Annotated in this window: 17 protein-coding genes; 5 read left to right on the plus strand and 12 right to left on the minus strand. The window is 62.3% G+C overall.

The window, feature by feature from the left end:
- Nucleotides 1-32: 32 nt before the first annotated feature.
- Nucleotides 33-986, minus strand: a complete 954-nt coding sequence (locus J0X27_RS04560) for a DUF106 domain-containing protein (RefSeq protein WP_097378348.1) — start codon at nucleotides 984-986, stop codon at nucleotides 33-35.
- 281 nt (nucleotides 987-1,267) lie between these two features.
- On the opposite strand from J0X27_RS04560, the gene J0X27_RS04565 reads away from it, so the two are divergent.
- Entirely contained in the window at nucleotides 1,268-2,827 is a 1,560-nt protein-coding gene (locus tag J0X27_RS04565; RefSeq protein WP_224214655.1) for a DUF7289 family protein, read from the plus strand.
- Nucleotides 2,828-2,833: 6 nt separating this feature from the next.
- Here the strand turns inward: J0X27_RS04565 and J0X27_RS04570 are convergent, their stop codons facing one another.
- A complete protein-coding gene (locus J0X27_RS04570) occupies nucleotides 2,834-3,469 on the minus strand; it encodes an adenylate kinase (RefSeq protein WP_207271250.1) in 636 nt (211 codons plus the stop codon).
- A gap of 59 nt (nucleotides 3,470-3,528) precedes the next feature.
- Between J0X27_RS04570 and J0X27_RS04575 the strand changes: the two genes are divergently transcribed.
- The 3 genes from J0X27_RS04575 (at nucleotide 3,529) to J0X27_RS04585 (ending at nucleotide 7,865) form a co-directional block, all read left to right on the plus strand.
- Entirely contained in the window at nucleotides 3,529-4,005 is a 477-nt protein-coding gene (locus tag J0X27_RS04575; RefSeq protein WP_207271251.1) for a DUF7975 family protein, read from the plus strand.
- 417 nt (nucleotides 4,006-4,422) lie between these two features.
- Complete coding sequence (gene coxB / locus J0X27_RS04580; RefSeq protein WP_207272032.1) at nucleotides 4,423-5,382, plus strand: cytochrome c oxidase subunit II; 960 nt, start codon at nucleotides 4,423-4,425, stop codon at nucleotides 5,380-5,382.
- Nucleotides 5,382-7,865, plus strand: coding sequence for a cbb3-type cytochrome c oxidase subunit I (locus J0X27_RS04585; RefSeq protein WP_207271252.1), 2,484 nt, complete (start codon nucleotides 5,382-5,384; stop codon nucleotides 7,863-7,865). Before coxB ends, J0X27_RS04585 begins: the two co-directional genes overlap by 1 nt.
- Nucleotides 7,866-8,261: 396 nt before the next feature.
- Here the strand turns inward: J0X27_RS04585 and J0X27_RS04590 are convergent, their stop codons facing one another.
- From J0X27_RS04590 to J0X27_RS04600, 3 genes are all read right to left on the minus strand, one after another.
- Nucleotides 8,262-9,917, minus strand: coding sequence for a S8 family serine peptidase (locus J0X27_RS04590; protein WP_207271253.1), 1,656 nt, complete (start codon nucleotides 9,915-9,917; stop codon nucleotides 8,262-8,264).
- 135 nt (nucleotides 9,918-10,052) lie between these two features.
- The gene (locus J0X27_RS04595; RefSeq protein ID WP_207271254.1) at nucleotides 10,053-10,340 is read right to left on the minus strand and encodes a DUF7410 domain-containing protein; all 288 of its coding nucleotides are present in this window, start codon (nucleotides 10,338-10,340) and stop codon (nucleotides 10,053-10,055) included.
- A gap of 47 nt (nucleotides 10,341-10,387) precedes the next feature.
- The gene (locus tag J0X27_RS04600; RefSeq protein ID WP_425491940.1) at nucleotides 10,388-11,791 is read right to left on the minus strand and encodes a hypothetical protein; all 1,404 of its coding nucleotides are present in this window, start codon (nucleotides 11,789-11,791) and stop codon (nucleotides 10,388-10,390) included.
- Between the two features lie 110 nt (nucleotides 11,792-11,901).
- Here J0X27_RS04600 and J0X27_RS04605 point away from each other — a divergent pair, with 110 nt between their 5' ends.
- Entirely contained in the window at nucleotides 11,902-12,168 is a 267-nt protein-coding gene (locus tag J0X27_RS04605; protein ID WP_207271256.1) for a cytochrome C oxidase subunit IV family protein, read from the plus strand.
- 555 nt (nucleotides 12,169-12,723) lie between these two features.
- On the opposite strand, the gene secY is transcribed toward J0X27_RS04605, so the two are convergent.
- From secY to J0X27_RS04640, 7 genes are read right to left on the minus strand one after another with little or no spacing between them, the layout of a single operon-like run.
- Entirely contained in the window at nucleotides 12,724-14,187 is a 1,464-nt protein-coding gene (gene secY, locus J0X27_RS04610) for a preprotein translocase subunit SecY (RefSeq protein ID WP_207271257.1), read from the minus strand.
- A 3-nt stretch (nucleotides 14,188-14,190) separates the two neighbouring features.
- A complete protein-coding gene (locus J0X27_RS04615; RefSeq protein ID WP_207271258.1) occupies nucleotides 14,191-14,679 on the minus strand; it encodes an uL15m family ribosomal protein in 489 nt (162 codons plus the stop codon).
- Nucleotides 14,680-14,681: 2 nt separating this feature from the next.
- Nucleotides 14,682-15,149, minus strand: coding sequence for a 50S ribosomal protein L30 (locus J0X27_RS04620; RefSeq protein ID WP_207271259.1), 468 nt, complete (start codon nucleotides 15,147-15,149; stop codon nucleotides 14,682-14,684).
- Nucleotides 15,149-15,805, minus strand: a complete 657-nt coding sequence (locus J0X27_RS04625; protein ID WP_097378337.1) for a 30S ribosomal protein S5 — start codon at nucleotides 15,803-15,805, stop codon at nucleotides 15,149-15,151. Before J0X27_RS04625 ends, J0X27_RS04620 begins: the two co-directional genes overlap by 1 nt.
- On the minus strand, nucleotides 15,802-16,350 hold the full coding sequence (locus J0X27_RS04630) for a 50S ribosomal protein L18 (protein ID WP_097378336.1): 549 nt from the start codon (nucleotides 16,348-16,350) through the stop codon (nucleotides 15,802-15,804). Before J0X27_RS04630 ends, J0X27_RS04625 begins: the two co-directional genes overlap by 4 nt.
- A complete protein-coding gene (locus J0X27_RS04635) occupies nucleotides 16,350-16,799 on the minus strand; it encodes a 50S ribosomal protein L19e (protein ID WP_097378335.1) in 450 nt (149 codons plus the stop codon). Before J0X27_RS04635 ends, J0X27_RS04630 begins: the two co-directional genes overlap by 1 nt.
- On the minus strand, nucleotides 16,792-17,517 hold the full coding sequence (locus J0X27_RS04640; protein ID WP_207271260.1) for a 50S ribosomal protein L32e: 726 nt from the start codon (nucleotides 17,515-17,517) through the stop codon (nucleotides 16,792-16,794). Before J0X27_RS04640 ends, J0X27_RS04635 begins: the two co-directional genes overlap by 8 nt.

Here is a 17,517-nt window from a genome sequence, read left to right on the forward strand (position 1 = left end):
AACGACCGTCGGCGACGAGTAGCCGAGTCGAGTCAGGCGCTCGACGGCGACATATCGATGTTCAGCGACTTCCGGATCAACTGGGAGAACCCCATCGAACACAGGAAGTACCAGACGATCCAGGCCTGCATCGGACCGACAACCCCGTCCTGCCATTCGATCTCGCCGACGAGGGGCATCACGACGGTCTCTTCTGCACCGCCGATGCCGCCCGTTCGGATCTTCCAGTACATCCAGAGGAACAGCGGGATCGTCAACAGCATGATCCAGACCATCGGGCGGAACTGCTCTTTGAACATCCCCAGGTTGTCCGCCATGGCTTCCATCTGCTCTTCGCGGGCGCGTTCGATCTCGTTCTCGAGGCGCTCGATCTCGGCGTCGCTTGCGCCACGTTCCTCGGCGTCTTTCTTCTCCTGACGGAGTTCCTTTTGCTCCTCTTGGACTGCTTTCATCCGCTCTTGGTACTTGCCCATGACCTCCGTGTTCATCAGGTTCGCCTGCAACAGTGACGAGTAGAGGCCCGTGATCAGTGCGACCGAGAGGATCACGGCGTAAAACGGTAATGCCGCATCGAGCGGGCCGAGGACGGCGTTGACCGTACTGCCGACGACGTTCTGAATCGAGTCGAACCAGTAGCCGGGCATCAACAGGAGCGCACCAACGGCGGCGATTTTGTCCCATTGCGACCAGCTCGATTCCTCCTCGTCGATGTCGACATCGGCGGCAGCACTGCCGCCATCGCCGTCACCGTCGAGGGCCCGGTCGTAGGCCTCGCGATCGGCGATCTCGAACCCCTGGTCGCCGTCGACTAACACACCTTTCTCGATCAACCGCCCCCACTGGCCGCTCGTCAACTCGTCGCTGACGTCGGCCCACTGGACCTCGCCGCCGTTCCTGTCGGCTTCCTCTCGGATGGCCTCGAGGGCAGCCGCCATCGAGGAATCCTCGCTGACGAGGGCGTCGATCTTCTCGGCTGTACGCGTCATCTGCTCGAAGCTAGGGTCCGTCCGGTATACAAGTGTTTTTCTTCGGTAGCCACACGTCCCTCGAGTCAGACGGGGGTAAGAGAGCCCACACGCTGTTGGTGGGACGGTGGGCGGAGCCCATACTGCGCGGAACTAATCAGTCAACGAGAGACTCAGCTCGATTGTAGTGTTCTCGATTCGATCGACGATATAAACTGTTTGATCGGTCGGGGCTTTTATCATGGAGATTCACCAATGAACCGTCGATAGAGATGGGTTCACGACGCGATGACGGAGGTGCGATGCTGTCGAAAAGAGGGGTATCCACGGTGCTCGGTCTCGTGCTGTTGATCGGGATGGTTGCAACCATCAGCGTCGGTATCCTCCTCGTCGCCGGGGACGTAATGACCAGCGTGGAACAGCAATCCGAGAACGAGCGAGTCGAGCAATCGTTCGTCGAGATGAGCCAGCAGATGGTGATAGCCTCGTCGAACAACGATACCACACGGTCGATGGAGTTCGACGCTGGTGAACGCGGCGCGGTCGTCATGACGGATACCGGAACGATCAATATTTCCAGTGAGGGACTCGAAGACCCGATCGAGATTCCGATCGGGGCCGTCGAATACGTGGGAGACGACGGCACCCGAATCGCCTATCAGGCGGGCGGTGTCTTCCGCGAAACGGGCAACGAAACCCGGGTCGTCTCCGCACCACCCGTCTCCTACGACAGCGACGATAACACGTTCTCGTTCCCGATTACCGAGGTCAACGACGACTCGCAGCTCAATTCGGGCGACATCCGGATGTCCCACGCGAACACGGAAGCGTACAGGAACGCAACGTACGTCGAACAGAGCACCGTAACGATCGAAATCACGAGCGAGTACTGCGTTGGCTGGGAGACGTACTTCGACGGCCAGACCCAGAACGCCGAGGGCCAGGCGATCAGAGAGCGATGTGGATCCGACGACACGCTGGTCGTAGAACTCGGACGAACAGAGGTCGAAGGCGACTTCAGTCAAGCAGTGTACGCCGGTGGCGGCGGAATCGAGTTAGGGCATAAAAACGCCGAGATCGACGGGAACGTGACCACGGACGGCGAGATACACGGTAAGGGAACTGTTACCGGCGAAAGCACGACGAACGCCGATACGTCCATCCCGTCGTTCGATAGCGTAATCGAGTCCAAAGTCGAGGACGCCGAGCGAGGAGAGGGCGAACGGATCGCGCTGGGCGACAACAAGACGACCCTCGAGGGCGGGAACACCTACTACGATCCCCATGGGTTCGACCTGCAAAACGACGTCACCGTCGATCTGGAGGACGGAAACGTGACGCTCGTCGTCGACGGCGATATGGACTTCACCAACAACGACCTCACTGTGGATGCCGCCGCCGCCGACGAAAACGCCTCGTTCCAGGTGTTCACGACCGGAAACATGTCCATGGACAACCAGGAAGTGTGTGTCAACGCGTGTGATTACGCCGCCGGAGACGCCAAAGACCTGCAGATATACGGTACGTCGTCGATGCTCGTCCACGTCGGGACTGGGAACTCGAAATTCGAGGGGATCCTGTACGCTCCCAGAGACGAGGGGTACGCGGAGGCGGAAGGGATCGACCACTGCTCACACGAAGTGAACGGAACGGAACCGGACGTCTGTATCGAGGGTGGCGGTGGGGCAGCACAAATGTATGGCACTATCATGTCTGGGCCGATGTACGTCGACAATAACTTCGACGTCAAACACGACACGGAGCTCACCGGCTTCGACCCGGACGTTCGACACGGCGTACTCCCGCCACGGCTGACCTACCTCTCGATCGGCGTTCACGAACTCGACATCGAAAACGAGTGAACCGATTTACGCCGCGTCTTCGATCGTCGCCCGCACGTCCTCCCAGACCTCGTCGGGTGCCTGCTCACCGTTGACTCGCTCGAGATCGCCCTGTTCCTCGTAGTACTCGATAACCGGTTCGGTGTTCTCGTGGAAGACCGACAGCCGTTCTTTGACCGTCTCTTCGGTGTCGTCGTCCCGCTGGACGAGTCGCTCCTCGACCTCGGAGTCTTCGGGGGGATTGTATTCGACGTGGTAGATGTCGCCGGTTTCCGGATCCATCCGCCGCCCAGTCAGCCGGTGGACGAGTTCCTCCTCGCCGACCTCGAGGTAGAGTACGACGTCGAGATCGGTCATGTCCTCGAGCTCTTCGGCCTGTTCTAAGTTCCGCGGGTAGCCGTCGAGGACGAAGCCATCGGCCTGCGAGAGCGCCTCGTCGACGATCGCGTTGACGACCGCGTCCGGGACGAGTTCGCCCCGATCCATGTACTCGACCGGCGTGTCGTACTCGGTGTCCATATCCGAGATGTCCATCTCCTTGTTCGCTCGGAGTGCGTCCCCCGTCGTGATGTGATCGACATCGAATTCCTCGATGATCTTTGCGCTCTGGGTCCCCTTGCCTGCCCCAGGCGCACCCAGGATCAGGATTCGTGGCTGAGCCATACGCCACCGTTCAGGGGCGGCACGTAAAGGCTTAAAGAATTGGTCCCGTCGATGTCACCATGACTCGATTCGACGCAGCCGAGCCCGCCGACCGTCGGAAACTGTACGTCGACGCCATTACCGCCCACCGCGAGCGTGGAAGCGGATTTCTCACGCTCGAGGCTGACAACAGCGTCATCGAGGCCGACGACGAGTCCCTCGAGCAGACCCACGACGAGACGGCCGTCGGCCGTGACTCCGAGAGCGAATCGGCCAACGAATCGGCTGCCGAACTGGGGATCCCGTGGGTCCAGTTCAGTGACGGCACGATCAATCTCGACTGTACTGATGCTGAGTTGGACGTACTGAAAGGCGTTCTCGACGAGTTCCCCGCGTTCAAGATCGACGACCTAAATCGACCCGAGGAAGCCGAGGGCGTCAACGTCCGGATCAGTGCGAAAGCGGATCCAAACCGGATCGCCCAGTTCGTCGACGACGTCTTCCTCGAGGTGTACGATCTGCCGCCGTCGATCCGCGTCTGGGCCGTTGGGATATAATACGCCCCAGCTGTGGGAGCGGCTCGTCGGCTGTCGGCGCAGTCACTCCCCCACCGCTGCTCGGCAGGTGACCGGTTCCGGCTACATCCACCTGCCAAGCAGAGCGCGCGTTCGTGTCGGGGTCAGCCCGAGGCGAACCAGTTCGGCACACTATATATAACGCGTTCAGGGGCGGACGCGACCGGGGTCCAAACAGCGACAGAAAAAAGGGTATCGGGCCCAACGCAACAGTGATGCACCGGACCGATACACCCCGTTCGGTATGGGACGCGAGACGATACCTGCCATACCAGTCACCCGACAGACAGCATCAGTCGGGCGGTTTCCAAATAGATAAGTGCACCCAGCAAGCATCATCCGACATATAACCGGAGTTCAAAAGAGGTGAACACAATCAGCAACCTACTGACGACCCCGATGCAGGGGACACGTGTCGACGTGTTCGAGCAGATCTTCCTGGTCTTCTTAGGACTTGGTGCGCTCGTCGGCGTCATCGTGATCGCGTACACCTTGTACAACGCGTACAAGTACCGTGATACCGGTGAGGCCGACGGCGACGAGGATCTGCCCTCCGTCGGGGAGTTACCGACAGGTGGAAAGGGCGGCAAGAAACTGTTTCTCTCGTTCGGCATCAGCGCCGTAATCGTCATCTCGCTGGTGATCTGGACGTACGCGATGCTCCTGTACGTCGAGGATCCAGCCGACGGCACGGACGAGCAAGCAGAAGCACTCAACGTCGATGTCACCGGCGAGAGCTTCGCCTGGTTCTTCGAGTACGATAACGGGATCGAATCGACGGGAACCCTTCGGGTCCCCGCCGACGAACGAGTCTGGGTGCGGGTGACGTCTGGCGACGTCTGGCACGCGTTCGGCATATCCGAACAACGGGTGAAAGCCGACGCGATTCCGGGCGAGTACGACGAAACGTGGTTCGAGGCCGAGGAACCCGGCCAGTACGAGATCGAGTGCTTCGAGCTCTGTGGCGAGTATCATACCTCGATGGTCGGCACGCTCCAGGTCATGGAGCCCGAAGAGTACGACCAGTGGATGGACGATCAACTGACGATGTCGTTCACGATGGAGGACCAAAACGAGTCCCCCGTTGCGGACGGCTACGTACTGACCCTCGAGCACCAGGAGAGTGACTTCGAGGAGAGCTACACGGCAGACCAGTTCGATAACGGATCGATCGAGATCACGGATATCGAGCAAGGTGGCCAGTACAACGTGTCGATCGAGCCGACGGACGGACAGTTCGAACCGATCGAAGAGCAGATCGACATGACCGGTCCGGTCAGCGAAACCTACACGCTCGAGTTAGACGCAACGGAATCCGAGACCAATGCAAACGAAACGAACGGCGGAGGTGAGAACTGATGAGTGATCTTCCACCGATGCGGTCGATTAAGCGGTGGCTGGTCACGACCAACCACAAGGACGTCGGCATCCTCTATATGGCGACGTCGCTGTTCTTCCTGCTTTTCGGAGGGACTCTCGCATTGCTGTTCCGCGCTCACCTGTGGGAAGCCGGCGGGACGGGGCTGCTCACCAACGACCAGTTCTACCAGTCCGTTTCCGGCCACGGGCTCATCATGGTCTTCTGGTTCCTGTCACCGATCGCCAGCGGGTTCGCGAACTACTTCGTCCCGCTCCAGATCGGCGCAAAGGACCTCGCGTTCCCCCGTCTGAACGCACTGAGTTACTGGTTCTACCTGTTCTCGGGAATCCTGATGGGAATCTCGTTCTTCCAGGGTGGCTCGTTCTCCGGCGGCTGGACGATGTATGCCCCGCTGAACGTGCCGACGTATACGCCGGCGATGCAGGCGATGACCGGCGGGAACTCGATGGTTCTCGCCTTAGTTCTGTTCTGTATCTCCATCACGATGGGGACGGTCAACTTCCTGACCACGATGCACCGATCCCGTGCTGAGGGGCTCGGTCTGTGGAACATGCCGATGTTCTCCTGGTCGTGGCTGCTGACCGCCTGGATGATGCTGTTCGCGTTCGCGGCGCTGCTGGCAGCCGTGCTGTTACTCTCGGTCGATCGGCTGTTCCTCACGCAGTACTTCGCGACCGATCAGGGATCGAGTCTACTGTGGGCACATATCTTCTGGTTCTTCGGCCATCCGGAGGTGTACATCGTCTTCTTCCCTGCCTTGGGAATCATGTTCGAGACGTTCCAGACGTTCACCGGCCGACGGCTCGTCGGCCGCAAGTGGGTCATCATCGCGATGGTCCTCGTTGCGGTCCAGTCGTTCCTCGTCTGGATGCACCACATGTTCCTGTCGACGATCAACCTCCCGATCAAGACGCTGTTCATGGCGACGACGATCGGTATCTCGCTGCCCTTCGACCTGATGGTCTTCGCGCTGATCTATACGATGGTCAAAGGGCGCGTCCGCTTTACCACGCCGTTCCTGTTCTCGCTTGGGGCGCTCGTATTGTTCATTCTTGGAGGTATCACCGGTGTCTTCCTCGGGGCCGTCGTCCTCGACTACGAGTTCCGCGGAACGTACTGGGTCGTCGCTCACTTCCACTACGTGATGGTCTCGGGGGTCACCGCACTGGTCGGTGGCATCTACTACTGGTGGCCGAAACTCACCGGCAAGATGTACTCCGAGCGACTCGGGAAGCTCAACTTCGCGGTCTACTTCGTCGGCTTCAACCTGCTGTACTTCCCGATGTTCATGGCCTGGGAGACGCCACGGCGCGTCTTCCACTACGCTGAGGGTGCCCAGATCTATCACCAGCTGGCAACCGTGGGCGCGTTCGTCTTCGGCGCTTCCTTCCTGATCATGTTCTTCACGCTCGGGAAGAGTCTGGTCTCGGGTCCCGACGCCCCCGACAACCCGTGGACGTACTCGCGGACCGCCGAGTGGGCGATCCCCTCGCCGCCGCCCCTCGAGAACTGGCCCGACCGGCCCAGCTACGCCAGCGGCCGCCTCGAGTTCGTCGACGACGCCGCGACCGCGACCGACGGCGGCGTCGCACAGGAAGCGACCGCCACGGCGTCCGCGAGTCACGACGAAGAACACGCCGACCACGCCAGCATCTGGCCGGTTGGCATCGGCGTCGCGACGTTTACGTTCTTCCTCGGACTCAGCGGCATCACGCCGTACGTCTTCTCGTTCGTCGAGTCAAACATTCACAGCGGCGTCGGTAACTTCGTCACGCTCGATTCGGCACCCGCACAGAACATCATCTACCCGATCCTCATTGCACTCGGATTGGGGATGCTTGCGGTCACGCTGTTCCAGTTCGGTCGCGAGCAGTTCACCGCACCCGAGATGGCCGTCGCCGAACGCTGGCCGTTCGGCGGCATCAGCAACGAGAAGCTGGGCGTCTGGATCTTCCTGGCCTCGGACGTCGTCGTCTTCGGTGCCGCGATCGGTGCGTACGTGTTCATGCGTATCCACATGGGCTGGGGGAGCTGGCATCTCGATACGATCACCAATGCCGGACTGTTCAACACGTACGTGTTGCTGACCTCGAGTTTCACGGTCATCCTCGCACACGTGATGGCCGAACGCGGAAACAAGAAGGGGCTACTCGGCATGTTGAGCGCGACGGTACTGCTCGGACTCGTGTTCATGGGCGTCAAGGGCTTCGAGTACAGCAGCAAGTTCTCGGACGGTCACTACTGGTTCAGCGGCATCGAGTACTCGCTGTACTTCGTGACGACCGGCCTGCACGCGCTGCACGTCATCCTCGGCCTCCTGGTCGCGCTGTTCATGATCTACCGGGTCGTCTCGATCGACGCCTATCTCGAGGATCACATGCCGGTGGAGTACTTCGGTCTCTACTGGCACTTCGTCGACATCGTGTGGGTCTTCCTGTTCCCACTGTTCTACCTGATGTAGCGGCTCGCCGCTACACGGGTTTCGGTCCGCTGTTTTCCGGTTCATCTCTCGACTCGAGTGCGTGGTTCGACGGGAAAACCACGTGAGACGGCACGTCCTGTCCGCTACGAGCGACAGGATTTCAGTGCCACTTCTCGTCGATGGGGACGAATCGACGCTCGAGATCGAACGCGGCAGAACCGTCGAGATGCGCTGCTCGATCGGGATGACGCAGCCCACGGCCCAGCTCGCAGTCTGCCAACTGCGGTACGGGGGTGTGAAAGCCGTCCCGTCTACGTCCGCTCCAGCGGCGGGGTCGACCCACTGCCACGACCGATAGCAGTGTGGCTCTCCCCGACTCGCGTGGGGCACGGTCGTTCCGCGCCCGAGGTGACGGCTCGAATCGGATCGAACGAGTCACCGCTCGCCGAATCGATACCGGGCCAGTAGGGCGAGCGTCAAAGTGACTCCGACAAGGACGATACCCGCGGCAAAAACGGGGGGGCTCGTCGAGCTGGGATCGTCGGTCGTGTCGACATCACTCGATCTCACCGTGTTCGGATCGGTCGAGCCCCGCACAGCAACGAGCGCGTCCGCGGCGGCGCTGGCGTCGACGATACCGTGTCCATACCGGGTGTCTAGCCGCCCATCACCGTCGGCAGTCGTGACACCGCGCTCCGTGTGGCGGTTCTCGGGAACTCGAGCCGTCTCAGTGAGCGCCGTTTCGATTTCGTCGGGCGTGGCATCGGATTCGGCCGACAGCAGGAGGGCAGCCGTCCCCGAGACGTGTGGCGCCGCCATCGACGTCCCTGGGATAGTCGCATAGCCGCCGTCGGGACCGGCGCTCGTGACCGCCACGCCGGGTGCGACGACGTCGGGGACGACGTACGACGGTGGAGCGTCCCAGTCGGACGGCGATCCGTTCCAGTCGGTCCGGGTGAGCCGTTGGCCGCCGGAGAACGGCGGAACGGCCCCCTCCCCGTCGACTGCACCGACGCTGATCGTCTCGTAGACGTTACCGGGGGAGCCGGAGGTTCCCGCTCCTTCGTTACCGACCGCCCCGACGACGACCGCTCCGCTGTGGCGTGCGTTTCGCACTGGATCGATCAGTGCCGGGTACGCCCCGGTCGCCCCGAGGCTGAGATTGATTACGTCGGCGTCCGACCGAAGGGCCCATTCCATCCCCGCAACGACCTGCGCGAACGAGCCGCTGGTCTCGCTCATGACGAGTCCGTGGAGCAACTCGGCCTCGGGGGCGACGCCGATCGCGGTGCCGCTCGTCGCCCCGCCGGCGACCGTTCCGCTGACGTGTGTCCCGTGTGTTCCCGTATCGTGTGGCGTCGACCCGGAGATCCGCTGGCCGCTCGCATCGAACTCCGCCCACCCACCGGGATAGGTCGGATCCGACGGATCGTCGGTCGCGAGGTCGATGTCGGGGTGGGAGATGTCGACCCCGGTATCGAGAACTGCAACGCGAACGCCCTCGCCACGCGTGTCGTACTCTTCCCAGACAGTCGGTGCGTTTACCTGTGCGACGCCGGCCGTCGTGTTCAGTTCGCCCACTGTCGACCCTGACGATCCGACCGAGGCCGTCGTGTTCACTCGCCGCGGGGAGTCGGGGATCGACACCTCGAAGTTCTCGTGGACAGCTTCGACCGCGCCGAACTGCTCGAACGTCTCGTAGTCGACGGTCCCGGTATCGACCTCGACGAGAACGGCGTTCGTCAGCCAGAACGTCTCCTCGACGGACAGCCCATCGGTCTCCCGGACGTGCTCGAGAAGCGATTCCTGCGTCGACGCGGCGTGGGTCTCGAGCCGGCGTTCCGCCGCGACCTCGCCGACGCCCTCGGGAACCGACGCCTCCTCGAGTCGAACGACGGCCTCGACGGTCGTTCCGTTCGTGGGGAGACCATCGTCGATGACGATGTCGTCGTCCGTGGATTCGGTCTCTGTAGCGGAAGCGTCATTGAGACCGAACCCGAGCACGACCGGCGCGAACACGGACGCGAGTAGCAGACAGGTGACGACTGCGAAAACGGGGAGAGATACCGGATTGGGACGGCGAGGTACCATGATGCTGTCACTGAGACGGCACGGAATAAAGACATTCTGGCTCGAGAGATCGTCGACGAAGACGGCGGTCACACCGGGACGACGGGACCGAGTTCGATCGACGCGGGACGCGATCAGTGCACGCGGACCGCGTACTCAGCCCGCCCAGACAAGCGCGTAAATGAACGTAAACAGGAAGTACACCAGAAAGACGGAGATGGCCGCCTTGAAGTGGAAGGTGAACAGTTCGTACTCCTCGTCGTCGCGTTCGTCGTCGAAGGCCTCGCGTTCGTCGTCGGTACACTCCTCGGCGTGGTCGACGCCGACGTGAAACGTTGCGTACCGCTCGGAACGGAACGGCCGGCCACAGTACGGGCAGGCCGCACCTGGGGATTCGTCCGTGGGCACCTCGTACTCTCGCTCGAGCGCGCGATCGGTCGCCATTCGATCGATCGTTGTGGCGGCGCGAGCAAGTGGTTGGCGGTTCGTCGTTAACTCGGAACGTAGGGCGGACTCATCGTCCCCTGTGAGACGAGATACAGACTCGCCATGGTAAAGAAGACCATCACGACGATCAACGGGTACTGACTCCTGATCGCCTGGAGTTTGCCGGGAAACAGTTCGAAGGAGACGGTGTGTGCGACCCAGACTGCCAGGACGTGGCCCAACAGGATACCGGCGATCTCGACGTAGCCGAACCAGCCCGGCAGCGCATACCGGGTCGGGTTCGGCGGCGGATTCAGCGGCATCGCGATGGCATCGAGCAGCGACGGCCACAGCGAGAGCCCGAACCCGACGTAGTGTGCGAAGTGATAGCCGGCCGCGATCGCCAGCAGCGGTGCGGCGAGTCTGAGTCCGAGGTACTCTCGAGAGAGGTACGTCTCGGCTCGCTCGCGGGTGCGATCGATGGCGAGCCAGTAGATCTTCCAGAACAGGGCGAACCCGACGACGAGCAGTCCCAGGTAGACGAGCGCCGGCGGGAGGCCGATCCCGACGAGCGTCTCGATCGTCCCGACGCCGACCGGCGTAACGATGAACCCGCTGAAGGTCAGTTCCCAGACTAACGCGAGTACGAAGGCCACGAGCGAGCCGTCGACGACGAGGTCGGCCTCGCTCAACCGGGAACCCGGATAGCGGAGTTCGAAGCCGTCGTCGGTCCGCTGGATCGGCGCGACGGCCCCGTAGAGCCGAAACCACAGCGCCAGTGGGTCACCGCGCCGGAACCACGTCGCCGGCGAAAACACGACCGCACTCGAGATCGTCCCCATCGAATACATGAGTAAGACGAGCAGCAACGCCCGTGGCGACGACGTCAGGGGCGCGACGATCTCGAGCCAGACGAAAACCAACAGTGCCACGACGGCCGGCCAGGAGCGGTACGCATCCGGATAGGGTTCGTCGATGGTGGGCAGCGCCTCGGCGATCCGTCGCCAGGGGTTGAGCGCCGGCCACGGGTTCCCGACCGTGTAGGTGACGATCGTCAACAGCGCGCGCCCGCCGACGAACGTCACCAGGACGGTCGCACTGACCAGCCCGATGTTCGGTCCGGCGATACCTGCCACGACGATCAATCCGAGCCCGAGGACGCCGACCACGCCCAGCAATAACGAGCCCGCAGACAGGAGTCGGTCGACGGACGCCTCGAGGCCGCGGTCGTGGTAGCTGCCGATCACGTCGCGGTCGGTAACGAGCATCGTCAACAGCGCGGACGCCCCGACGGTACCGCCACCCGTCGCGAGATAGAGCCAGGTCGGGACGCTGACGTCGGACCCACCTCCGGAGAGGCCAGCTGCGACGTTGCTTGCGGCGACGACACCGCTGCCGGCCGCGAGGACCACCAGCGAGACGGCGAGACCGATACCGGCTCGGCGACCGAGAGCCGACCGTACACTCATTGCTGGCGATTCGTCCTCGCGGCCCATCTACGTGTCGCTTCCGTGCGAATCGACCGCCGGAACGATCGTATGAGGAAGGTATAAGTATCCGTCACCCACATTCAAAATCAATGGCGAGCATCCGGACGTACAGCCTGATCTACGTAGCACTGATACTGTTAGCGACGGGGAAGTTCGTTTTCTTCCACTTCCCGGAGATTTTCAACTATCAGGTAGCAGTCGGCGGCACGATGGTCCTGGCAGTCATCAAAGTGGGACTGATCGCCGGCTACTTCCAGCACCTGAGAGACGAACCGCGGTCGGTTACCTACCTGATGCTCACCGCGGCGTTCATGGTGTTCCTGCTGACCCTCGCCGCAGGGTACTCGATCCAGTAGGGCACGGCGACGGTTTCGCCCGTCCGATGGCACCATCGAATCGATTTCTCGCCGTTTCGGTTTCACAGTCAACTTCTCTCTCGTCACTCGAGCGATCACGAGCCTCGCACTCGGTGATCCAGTAACAACCCACAAGGCCCATCACGGGCACCGACTCGATGACGGCGGCTGTGCCGTACTCGGGCACAGTCGGTACGGCGAACTCCCTCGAGACGCCGATACCGTCTCGAACGACGGTGCGCCCGCGAGGTTGCTGGATAATCGTCCCGTTGAGCACCGCGGTAGCCGCCTCCGATCGCCGTCGGACTCCGAGACGGCACTGTTCCATCGCTCGCGAGTTCGTGTGCGGAACGCGATGGGGAACCGCGTAGGTCGATGAGATCGAGCGTTCGAACTGTTTGTGCCCGCATCGATGGACGCTGGCTCGAATCGGCCACGACAGCCCCCTCGAGTCCGTCGCTCACGACGCGAACGCGTCTCGTACCGCTGTTCGTGACGTCTCTCTCGGAAACACGGCCACGTTACGGCTCGAAAGAAGAACGGACGAGAGAGGTGTTAGTCGCCGCCGAACATCTCGCGCATCATCGGATGCATCTCCATCATCTGCTCCTCGGCGATCTCCTCGTACAGTTTGTACGTGATGGAGACGGCCAGCAGCAGTCCGGTTCCGCTGATGCCACCGATGGTACCGAGCATGTTCGCCCAGACGGCCAGCAGACCGACCAGCGCGCCGCCGATGATGGTCACCTGCGGAATGTATCGCTCCATGACCTTCTCGATGACGCCGACGTTCTGTCGGAAGCCAGGGATCTGCATCCCGGAGTTCTGGATCTGTTTCGCCGTGGATTCGGGACCCATGTCAGTGGTCTCGACCCAGAAGATGGCGAAGATCGCACCGCCGACGACCATGAAGGTAACGTCGATACTGATGCGAATCAGCACTTGCCACCACTCCTGGGCGACGTTCGCCGAGAACCACATCCAGTCGTTGGGTGAGTAGATCGGCGCGACGTAGTAGAAGAACCCGCCGGTGGGTTGGCCCTGCGCCGAGTAGGTGCCGAGCCAGCTGGGCATATTCCCTAACTGACGGTTGAGGATCTGGCCGAGGAACTGAACGTTCGCCTGCACTGCACGAACGAGGATCATCGGCAGGACGCTCGCGTAGATGAGCTTCACGGGGAAGCGACCGCGCGCACCCTTGACCCGGGCGTGGCTCAACGGGATCTCGATCCGGACGGATTCGGCGTAGACGACGATCCCGAAGATCAGGAGCGTCGTCAGGAGGGCGATGATGTGCCCGTCGCCGATCAATATCGTCTGCAGACCGCCAGTCGAGAGCAGCGACCCGACGTCGACCTGTCCCGTCAGGATGCGATACCAGTCGAAGAAGAACCCACCCTGAGCGGGCTGGATGAACCCGGTCACCAGTCGCTGGCTCACGCCGGCGATGATGAACAGACCGATCCCGCTGCCGACGCCCCACTTGCTGACGACCTCGTCCATGTAGAGGATGAGGACCCCGCCAACGAAGATCTGGGCGAACATCAGGATCTGGACCTGTGTCTGACCGAAGGATAGTCCTCCGAGCTGTAGCGACTGTTGGGCTGGCAGGAAGCCGCCGGCGAACACCATCGGGAGCCCGGTCAGAATCACCATCAGGACGACCAGCAGCTTCTGGAGGCCCTGATAGAGGACCTGGTCCCGCGGGTCATCCGTATCCAGTCCGAGCAGGTTCGCACCGCCGAGCAGCTGCAAGACGATGCTCGCGGTGACGATCGGGCCGATACCGACCTGCAACACTGACCCCTGAGAGCCGGCGAGGATCGCACGGAACTCCCCGAAGAGGTCGTTTGCCTGTCCGGCCTGCAGGCCAAACAGGGTGACGTTCGTCAGGAAAAAGTACAACATGAGGATGCCGACCGTCCACATCAGCTTCCGCTTGAAGGGAACGTGCCCCTCCGGACGGCGCACTGCTGGCATCCGCGTCAAGACCGGTTCAGCGGCTTCCTTCCATCCCATATGTTAGTCCTCGTTCTGTTCGGATTCGGCTTCGTCGTCGTCCTCCGCCTGCGCACGCTCCGAGATGACCACCTCACCGCCGGCAGCCTCGAGTTTCTCCTGGGCTGCATCGGAGAAGGCGTCCGCCGTTACCTCGAGCGTGTTTCGGACCTGACCGGACCCGAGGACCTTCACTTTGTCGACCTCGTGGCCGTCCTCGACGATATCGCGTGCGTCGAGTCGATAGCCGTCGTCGGTTTCCTCGGCGAGGTCCTCGGCGACGTAGAGGATCGCGTCCTCGTCTAGCTTCTGGACGTCGATCTCCGCGACCGTCTCGCGGATATCGTGGGGTCGCTTGAAGCCGTGTTTGCCCTTCGGTTCGTAGTTGTGGAACTCGTGTTTGCTGCGCCCGGCACGGCCGCGGCCACCACGGTGGCCCGCACCGCGTCGGTTCTTGTGGGAACCGCCGCTGTGGGTTCGCGATCCGCGCTGGCGTCGTTTTTTGCTCGTCATGGTTATCGCATCGATTCTAGGAGGTCGTTAATCTCCCCGGTTGTATGCTTTCCGAGTTGGCCGCCCTCGACGGTCGGCTTTTTGATACCATCGTGACCGCCCCGCGGTGGGTGAAGTCGAAGCGTCGGTGACAGGCCCTCGTCACGAAGCGTCGTCTCCTCTGCCAGGAGCGCCTCGGCGAGTGCACCGAAGTCGTCGTAGTCGGTGTTGTCGGCCAGCCACTCCTCGTCGACGTCCGCCTGCTTGCCTTCGAGGGGTTCGGCTCGCTTCGCGAGTAGGGTCTCGAGAACGTCGGCGTCGGGCTCGCCGACGGCGACGTAATCGTTGACCTTCGCGATCATCCCCTCGTAGGTGTCGGTCTCGGGGACGAGCGCGCAGTGGTTGACGTTGTGGATATTGAGCATCTTCAGGGTATCCTGGACGTCTTCCTGTCGATTGACTTCGCCACGAATCTGAACGATCGCCTTCATCACTCGCTCACCTCAGCTTCCTCGCGGTTGGGTCGTCGCTGTGGGTGGCGCGACTGCGAGGCGTTCTCGAGCGCGTTGTAGGTGGCTTTCGCCAGATTGACCGTCGTTCGAGTGTTGCCGTGACTCTTGGTCCAGGCGTTCTCGATGCCGGCCAGCTCGAGGACGTGGCGGACGGTGTCACTGGCGGCCAGCCCCAACCCTTCGGGGGCGGGGATGACCTCGACTTCGACGGAGCCGGCCTTGCCGGTCGTCCGTCGGGTCAGCGAGTGTGGCCGGTCCGAACGGTCCTCCCAGGAGCCCGAGCCGCGGGGCACCTGAATCATGTTCAGTTTCGCGATACCGATCGCCTTCTGGATGGCGGACCCGACCTGGTCGTCGCGGCCTTCCGCGTAGCCGATGAAGCCATCGCGGTTGCCGACGGCGACGACACAACGGAACTTCACGCGTCGTCCGGAGTCGGTCATCCGCTGGACCATGTTGATGTCCAGCACTTCGTCTTCCAGTCCAGGCAGGAGCTGGTCGACGAGTTCGGGTTCCTTCAGCGGGAGGCCCGAGTTGAGGGCGGTCTCCATGTCCTCGATTTCGCCCTCCTGGACCATCCGGCCGAGACGGGTGACGGGTTCCCATCCGCTGTCGTTGTAGTTGTTTCCACTCATTCGAGAATCGCCTCTCGTACCTCGTCGAAGTGTTCGGGGAGGTCAGTTGCGTCGAAATCGCCGCTGTACAGCGGCTCGTCGAGCTGTTCTGCGTACTCGGCGATGTGCTCGCCGCGCGTGCGCGACCAGTCCGCGAGCACGCTGTCGTTGTGCGGGATCTCGAGGCCGGCGTCGATCGCGCCCTCCTGTACCGCGAACACCTTGTTGCCGGGCGTGGCCGTGTTGAGACCGATATCGAGGACCGCCTCCTCGAGGCCTGCTTCGACGGCTCGTGTACCGGCCAGCAGGCCGGTCAGATACGCCGCGGAAATGTTGCTCGTGGGGGCGTCCCAGCCGTACTCCGCCAGATCGCTCGAGTGTGCGCTTGCAAGCGTCTCGTCTCCCTGAGGTCCGGGAGTGATCAGCTGCGCCGTAGTGTGCTTGTTGCTCTTGCGAGCAACCAGGCGGGGCTTCCCCGATTTCAGCAGGCGCAACCTCTGGTGGTAGTCCGTCCGGACCTCACGGCGACGCCGCATCGGTACTTTGTATCGTGGTCCTGTCGCCATTATTGGTCACCGTAGTTGTCGTCGATGTAGTTCAACAGGTACCGGACGCTACGGAACTCCCCGCCGCCGGCCTTCTTGTAGAGCTGGCGGTACTGCGTGGGCGTCAGCTCGCCCTTGTCGCGGAGTTCGCGCAGCTTCCGGCGCTGTGCGCGAATCTTGTTCTGCCATTCGTCTTTCTCGTTCTGGCGTGCGCCTTTCTTGCCGCGGCGCTTGCCCTGGCCGTTCTGGTGGCCGTAGGCGCGCTTCGCGTTCCGTTCGCGAGCGCGGCCCCGGGAGTTGCCCGAGGGGTCGTCGGCCTGAATGCGACCCTCGTCGACGAGTTCGCGGATCTCGTCGCGCGTGATCGCTTCGGCGATGTCTCCCTGCGCCTCCGGATCGAACCAGACACGGTTCTTCCCGACGTCCATGACGTCGGCAGCGAGTCGTTTCTGTGCTGAGAGATCAGTCATTGGATTCCACCTCGACTTCCTCGTAGGTCGGATTCAGGACGCGAACGTCCTGCTCTTCGGCGAGTTCCTCGATCCGTTCGCGCTTGCGCGCACCGACCGAGGAGGAGATCCGAACTGCCTCGCGAGAGCCGTCGACGCCCTCGAGGTCGTCCGTGTTCTCGACGTAGACTTCCTCGAAGCCGCTGGGGTGTTTGCCCCGAACGGCTTTGGGCGTGCGGTAGCCGGCCTGGACTTTCGGGCCCTTGCCCTTGACGCCGCGGCGCTGCTTGGACAGCTGACCGCGGGGTCGACGCCAGGATTCCGGCGTCCGCTTTTTCTTGTGGTAGTCCTGTCGGTTGAACTGCGGTTTCCCCTCGCTCTTCCGACGGTTGAGGAGCCGTTCCTCGGTGTCGGAGAGTTCGGGCGTCTTCTCGGTCAGCCCGCGGGGTTGCAGTTCCGTCTCGACGTCTTCGTCGGGTTCGGCTTCCTCCTCGACGCCTTCGTCTTCGATCTCGGCCTCGGTCTCCTCGGTGACCTCGAGGTCACCGACGTCGGCCTTGATACGGGCGGCGAGTGCGTTCCCGACGCCGTCGGCCTCGGCGAGGTCGTCCTGATCTGCTTCCTTGACGTCCTGGATGGACTCGAAGCCGGCGTCACGAAGCGCGTCTGCCTTGCTCGCGCCGACGCCGCTGATGTCCTCGAGCTCCTGTGGTTCGTCGTTGGATTGGTCGTCTGCCAT

It is taken from the genome of Natrinema longum (assembly GCF_017352095.1).
GTDB lineage: Archaea > Halobacteriota > Halobacteria > Halobacteriales > Natrialbaceae > Natrinema > Natrinema longum.

Excerpts from the sequence above, each read along its gene's own strand:
- J0X27_RS04575 (WP_207271251.1), top strand. The coding sequence starts at position 3,529 with ATGACTCGATTCGACGCAGCCGAGCCCGCCGACCGTCGGAAACTGTAC.
- J0X27_RS04640 (WP_207271260.1), bottom strand. The coding sequence starts at position 17,517 with ATGGCAGACGACCAATCCAACGACGAACCACAGGAGCTCGAGGACATC.
- J0X27_RS04600 (WP_425491940.1), bottom strand. The coding sequence starts at position 11,791 with ATGAGTGTACGGTCGGCTCTCGGTCGCCGAGCCGGTATCGGTCTCGCC.
- J0X27_RS04570 (WP_207271250.1), bottom strand. The coding sequence starts at position 3,469 with ATGGCTCAGCCACGAATCCTGATCCTGGGTGCGCCTGGGGCAGGCAAG.
- J0X27_RS04565 (WP_224214655.1), top strand. The coding sequence starts at position 1,268 with ATGCTGTCGAAAAGAGGGGTATCCACGGTGCTCGGTCTCGTGCTGTTG.
- coxB (WP_207272032.1), top strand. The coding sequence starts at position 4,423 with ATGCAGGGGACACGTGTCGACGTGTTCGAGCAGATCTTCCTGGTCTTC.
- J0X27_RS04605 (WP_207271256.1), top strand. The coding sequence starts at position 11,902 with ATGGCGAGCATCCGGACGTACAGCCTGATCTACGTAGCACTGATACTG.
- J0X27_RS04585 (WP_207271252.1), top strand. The coding sequence starts at position 5,382 with ATGAGTGATCTTCCACCGATGCGGTCGATTAAGCGGTGGCTGGTCACG.
- secY (WP_207271257.1), bottom strand. The coding sequence starts at position 14,187 with ATGGGATGGAAGGAAGCCGCTGAACCGGTCTTGACGCGGATGCCAGCA.
- J0X27_RS04595 (WP_207271254.1), bottom strand. The coding sequence starts at position 10,340 with ATGGCGACCGATCGCGCGCTCGAGCGAGAGTACGAGGTGCCCACGGAC.
- J0X27_RS04615 (WP_207271258.1), bottom strand. The coding sequence starts at position 14,679 with ATGACGAGCAAAAAACGACGCCAGCGCGGATCGCGAACCCACAGCGGC.
- J0X27_RS04635 (WP_097378335.1), bottom strand. The coding sequence starts at position 16,799 with ATGACTGATCTCTCAGCACAGAAACGACTCGCTGCCGACGTCATGGAC.
- J0X27_RS04625 (WP_097378337.1), bottom strand. The coding sequence starts at position 15,805 with ATGAGTGGAAACAACTACAACGACAGCGGATGGGAACCCGTCACCCGT.
- J0X27_RS04590 (WP_207271253.1), bottom strand. The coding sequence starts at position 9,917 with ATGGTACCTCGCCGTCCCAATCCGGTATCTCTCCCCGTTTTCGCAGTC.
- J0X27_RS04620 (WP_207271259.1), bottom strand. The coding sequence starts at position 15,149 with ATGAAGGCGATCGTTCAGATTCGTGGCGAAGTCAATCGACAGGAAGAC.
- J0X27_RS04560 (WP_097378348.1), bottom strand. The coding sequence starts at position 986 with ATGACGCGTACAGCCGAGAAGATCGACGCCCTCGTCAGCGAGGATTCC.
- J0X27_RS04630 (WP_097378336.1), bottom strand. The coding sequence starts at position 16,350 with ATGGCGACAGGACCACGATACAAAGTACCGATGCGGCGTCGCCGTGAG.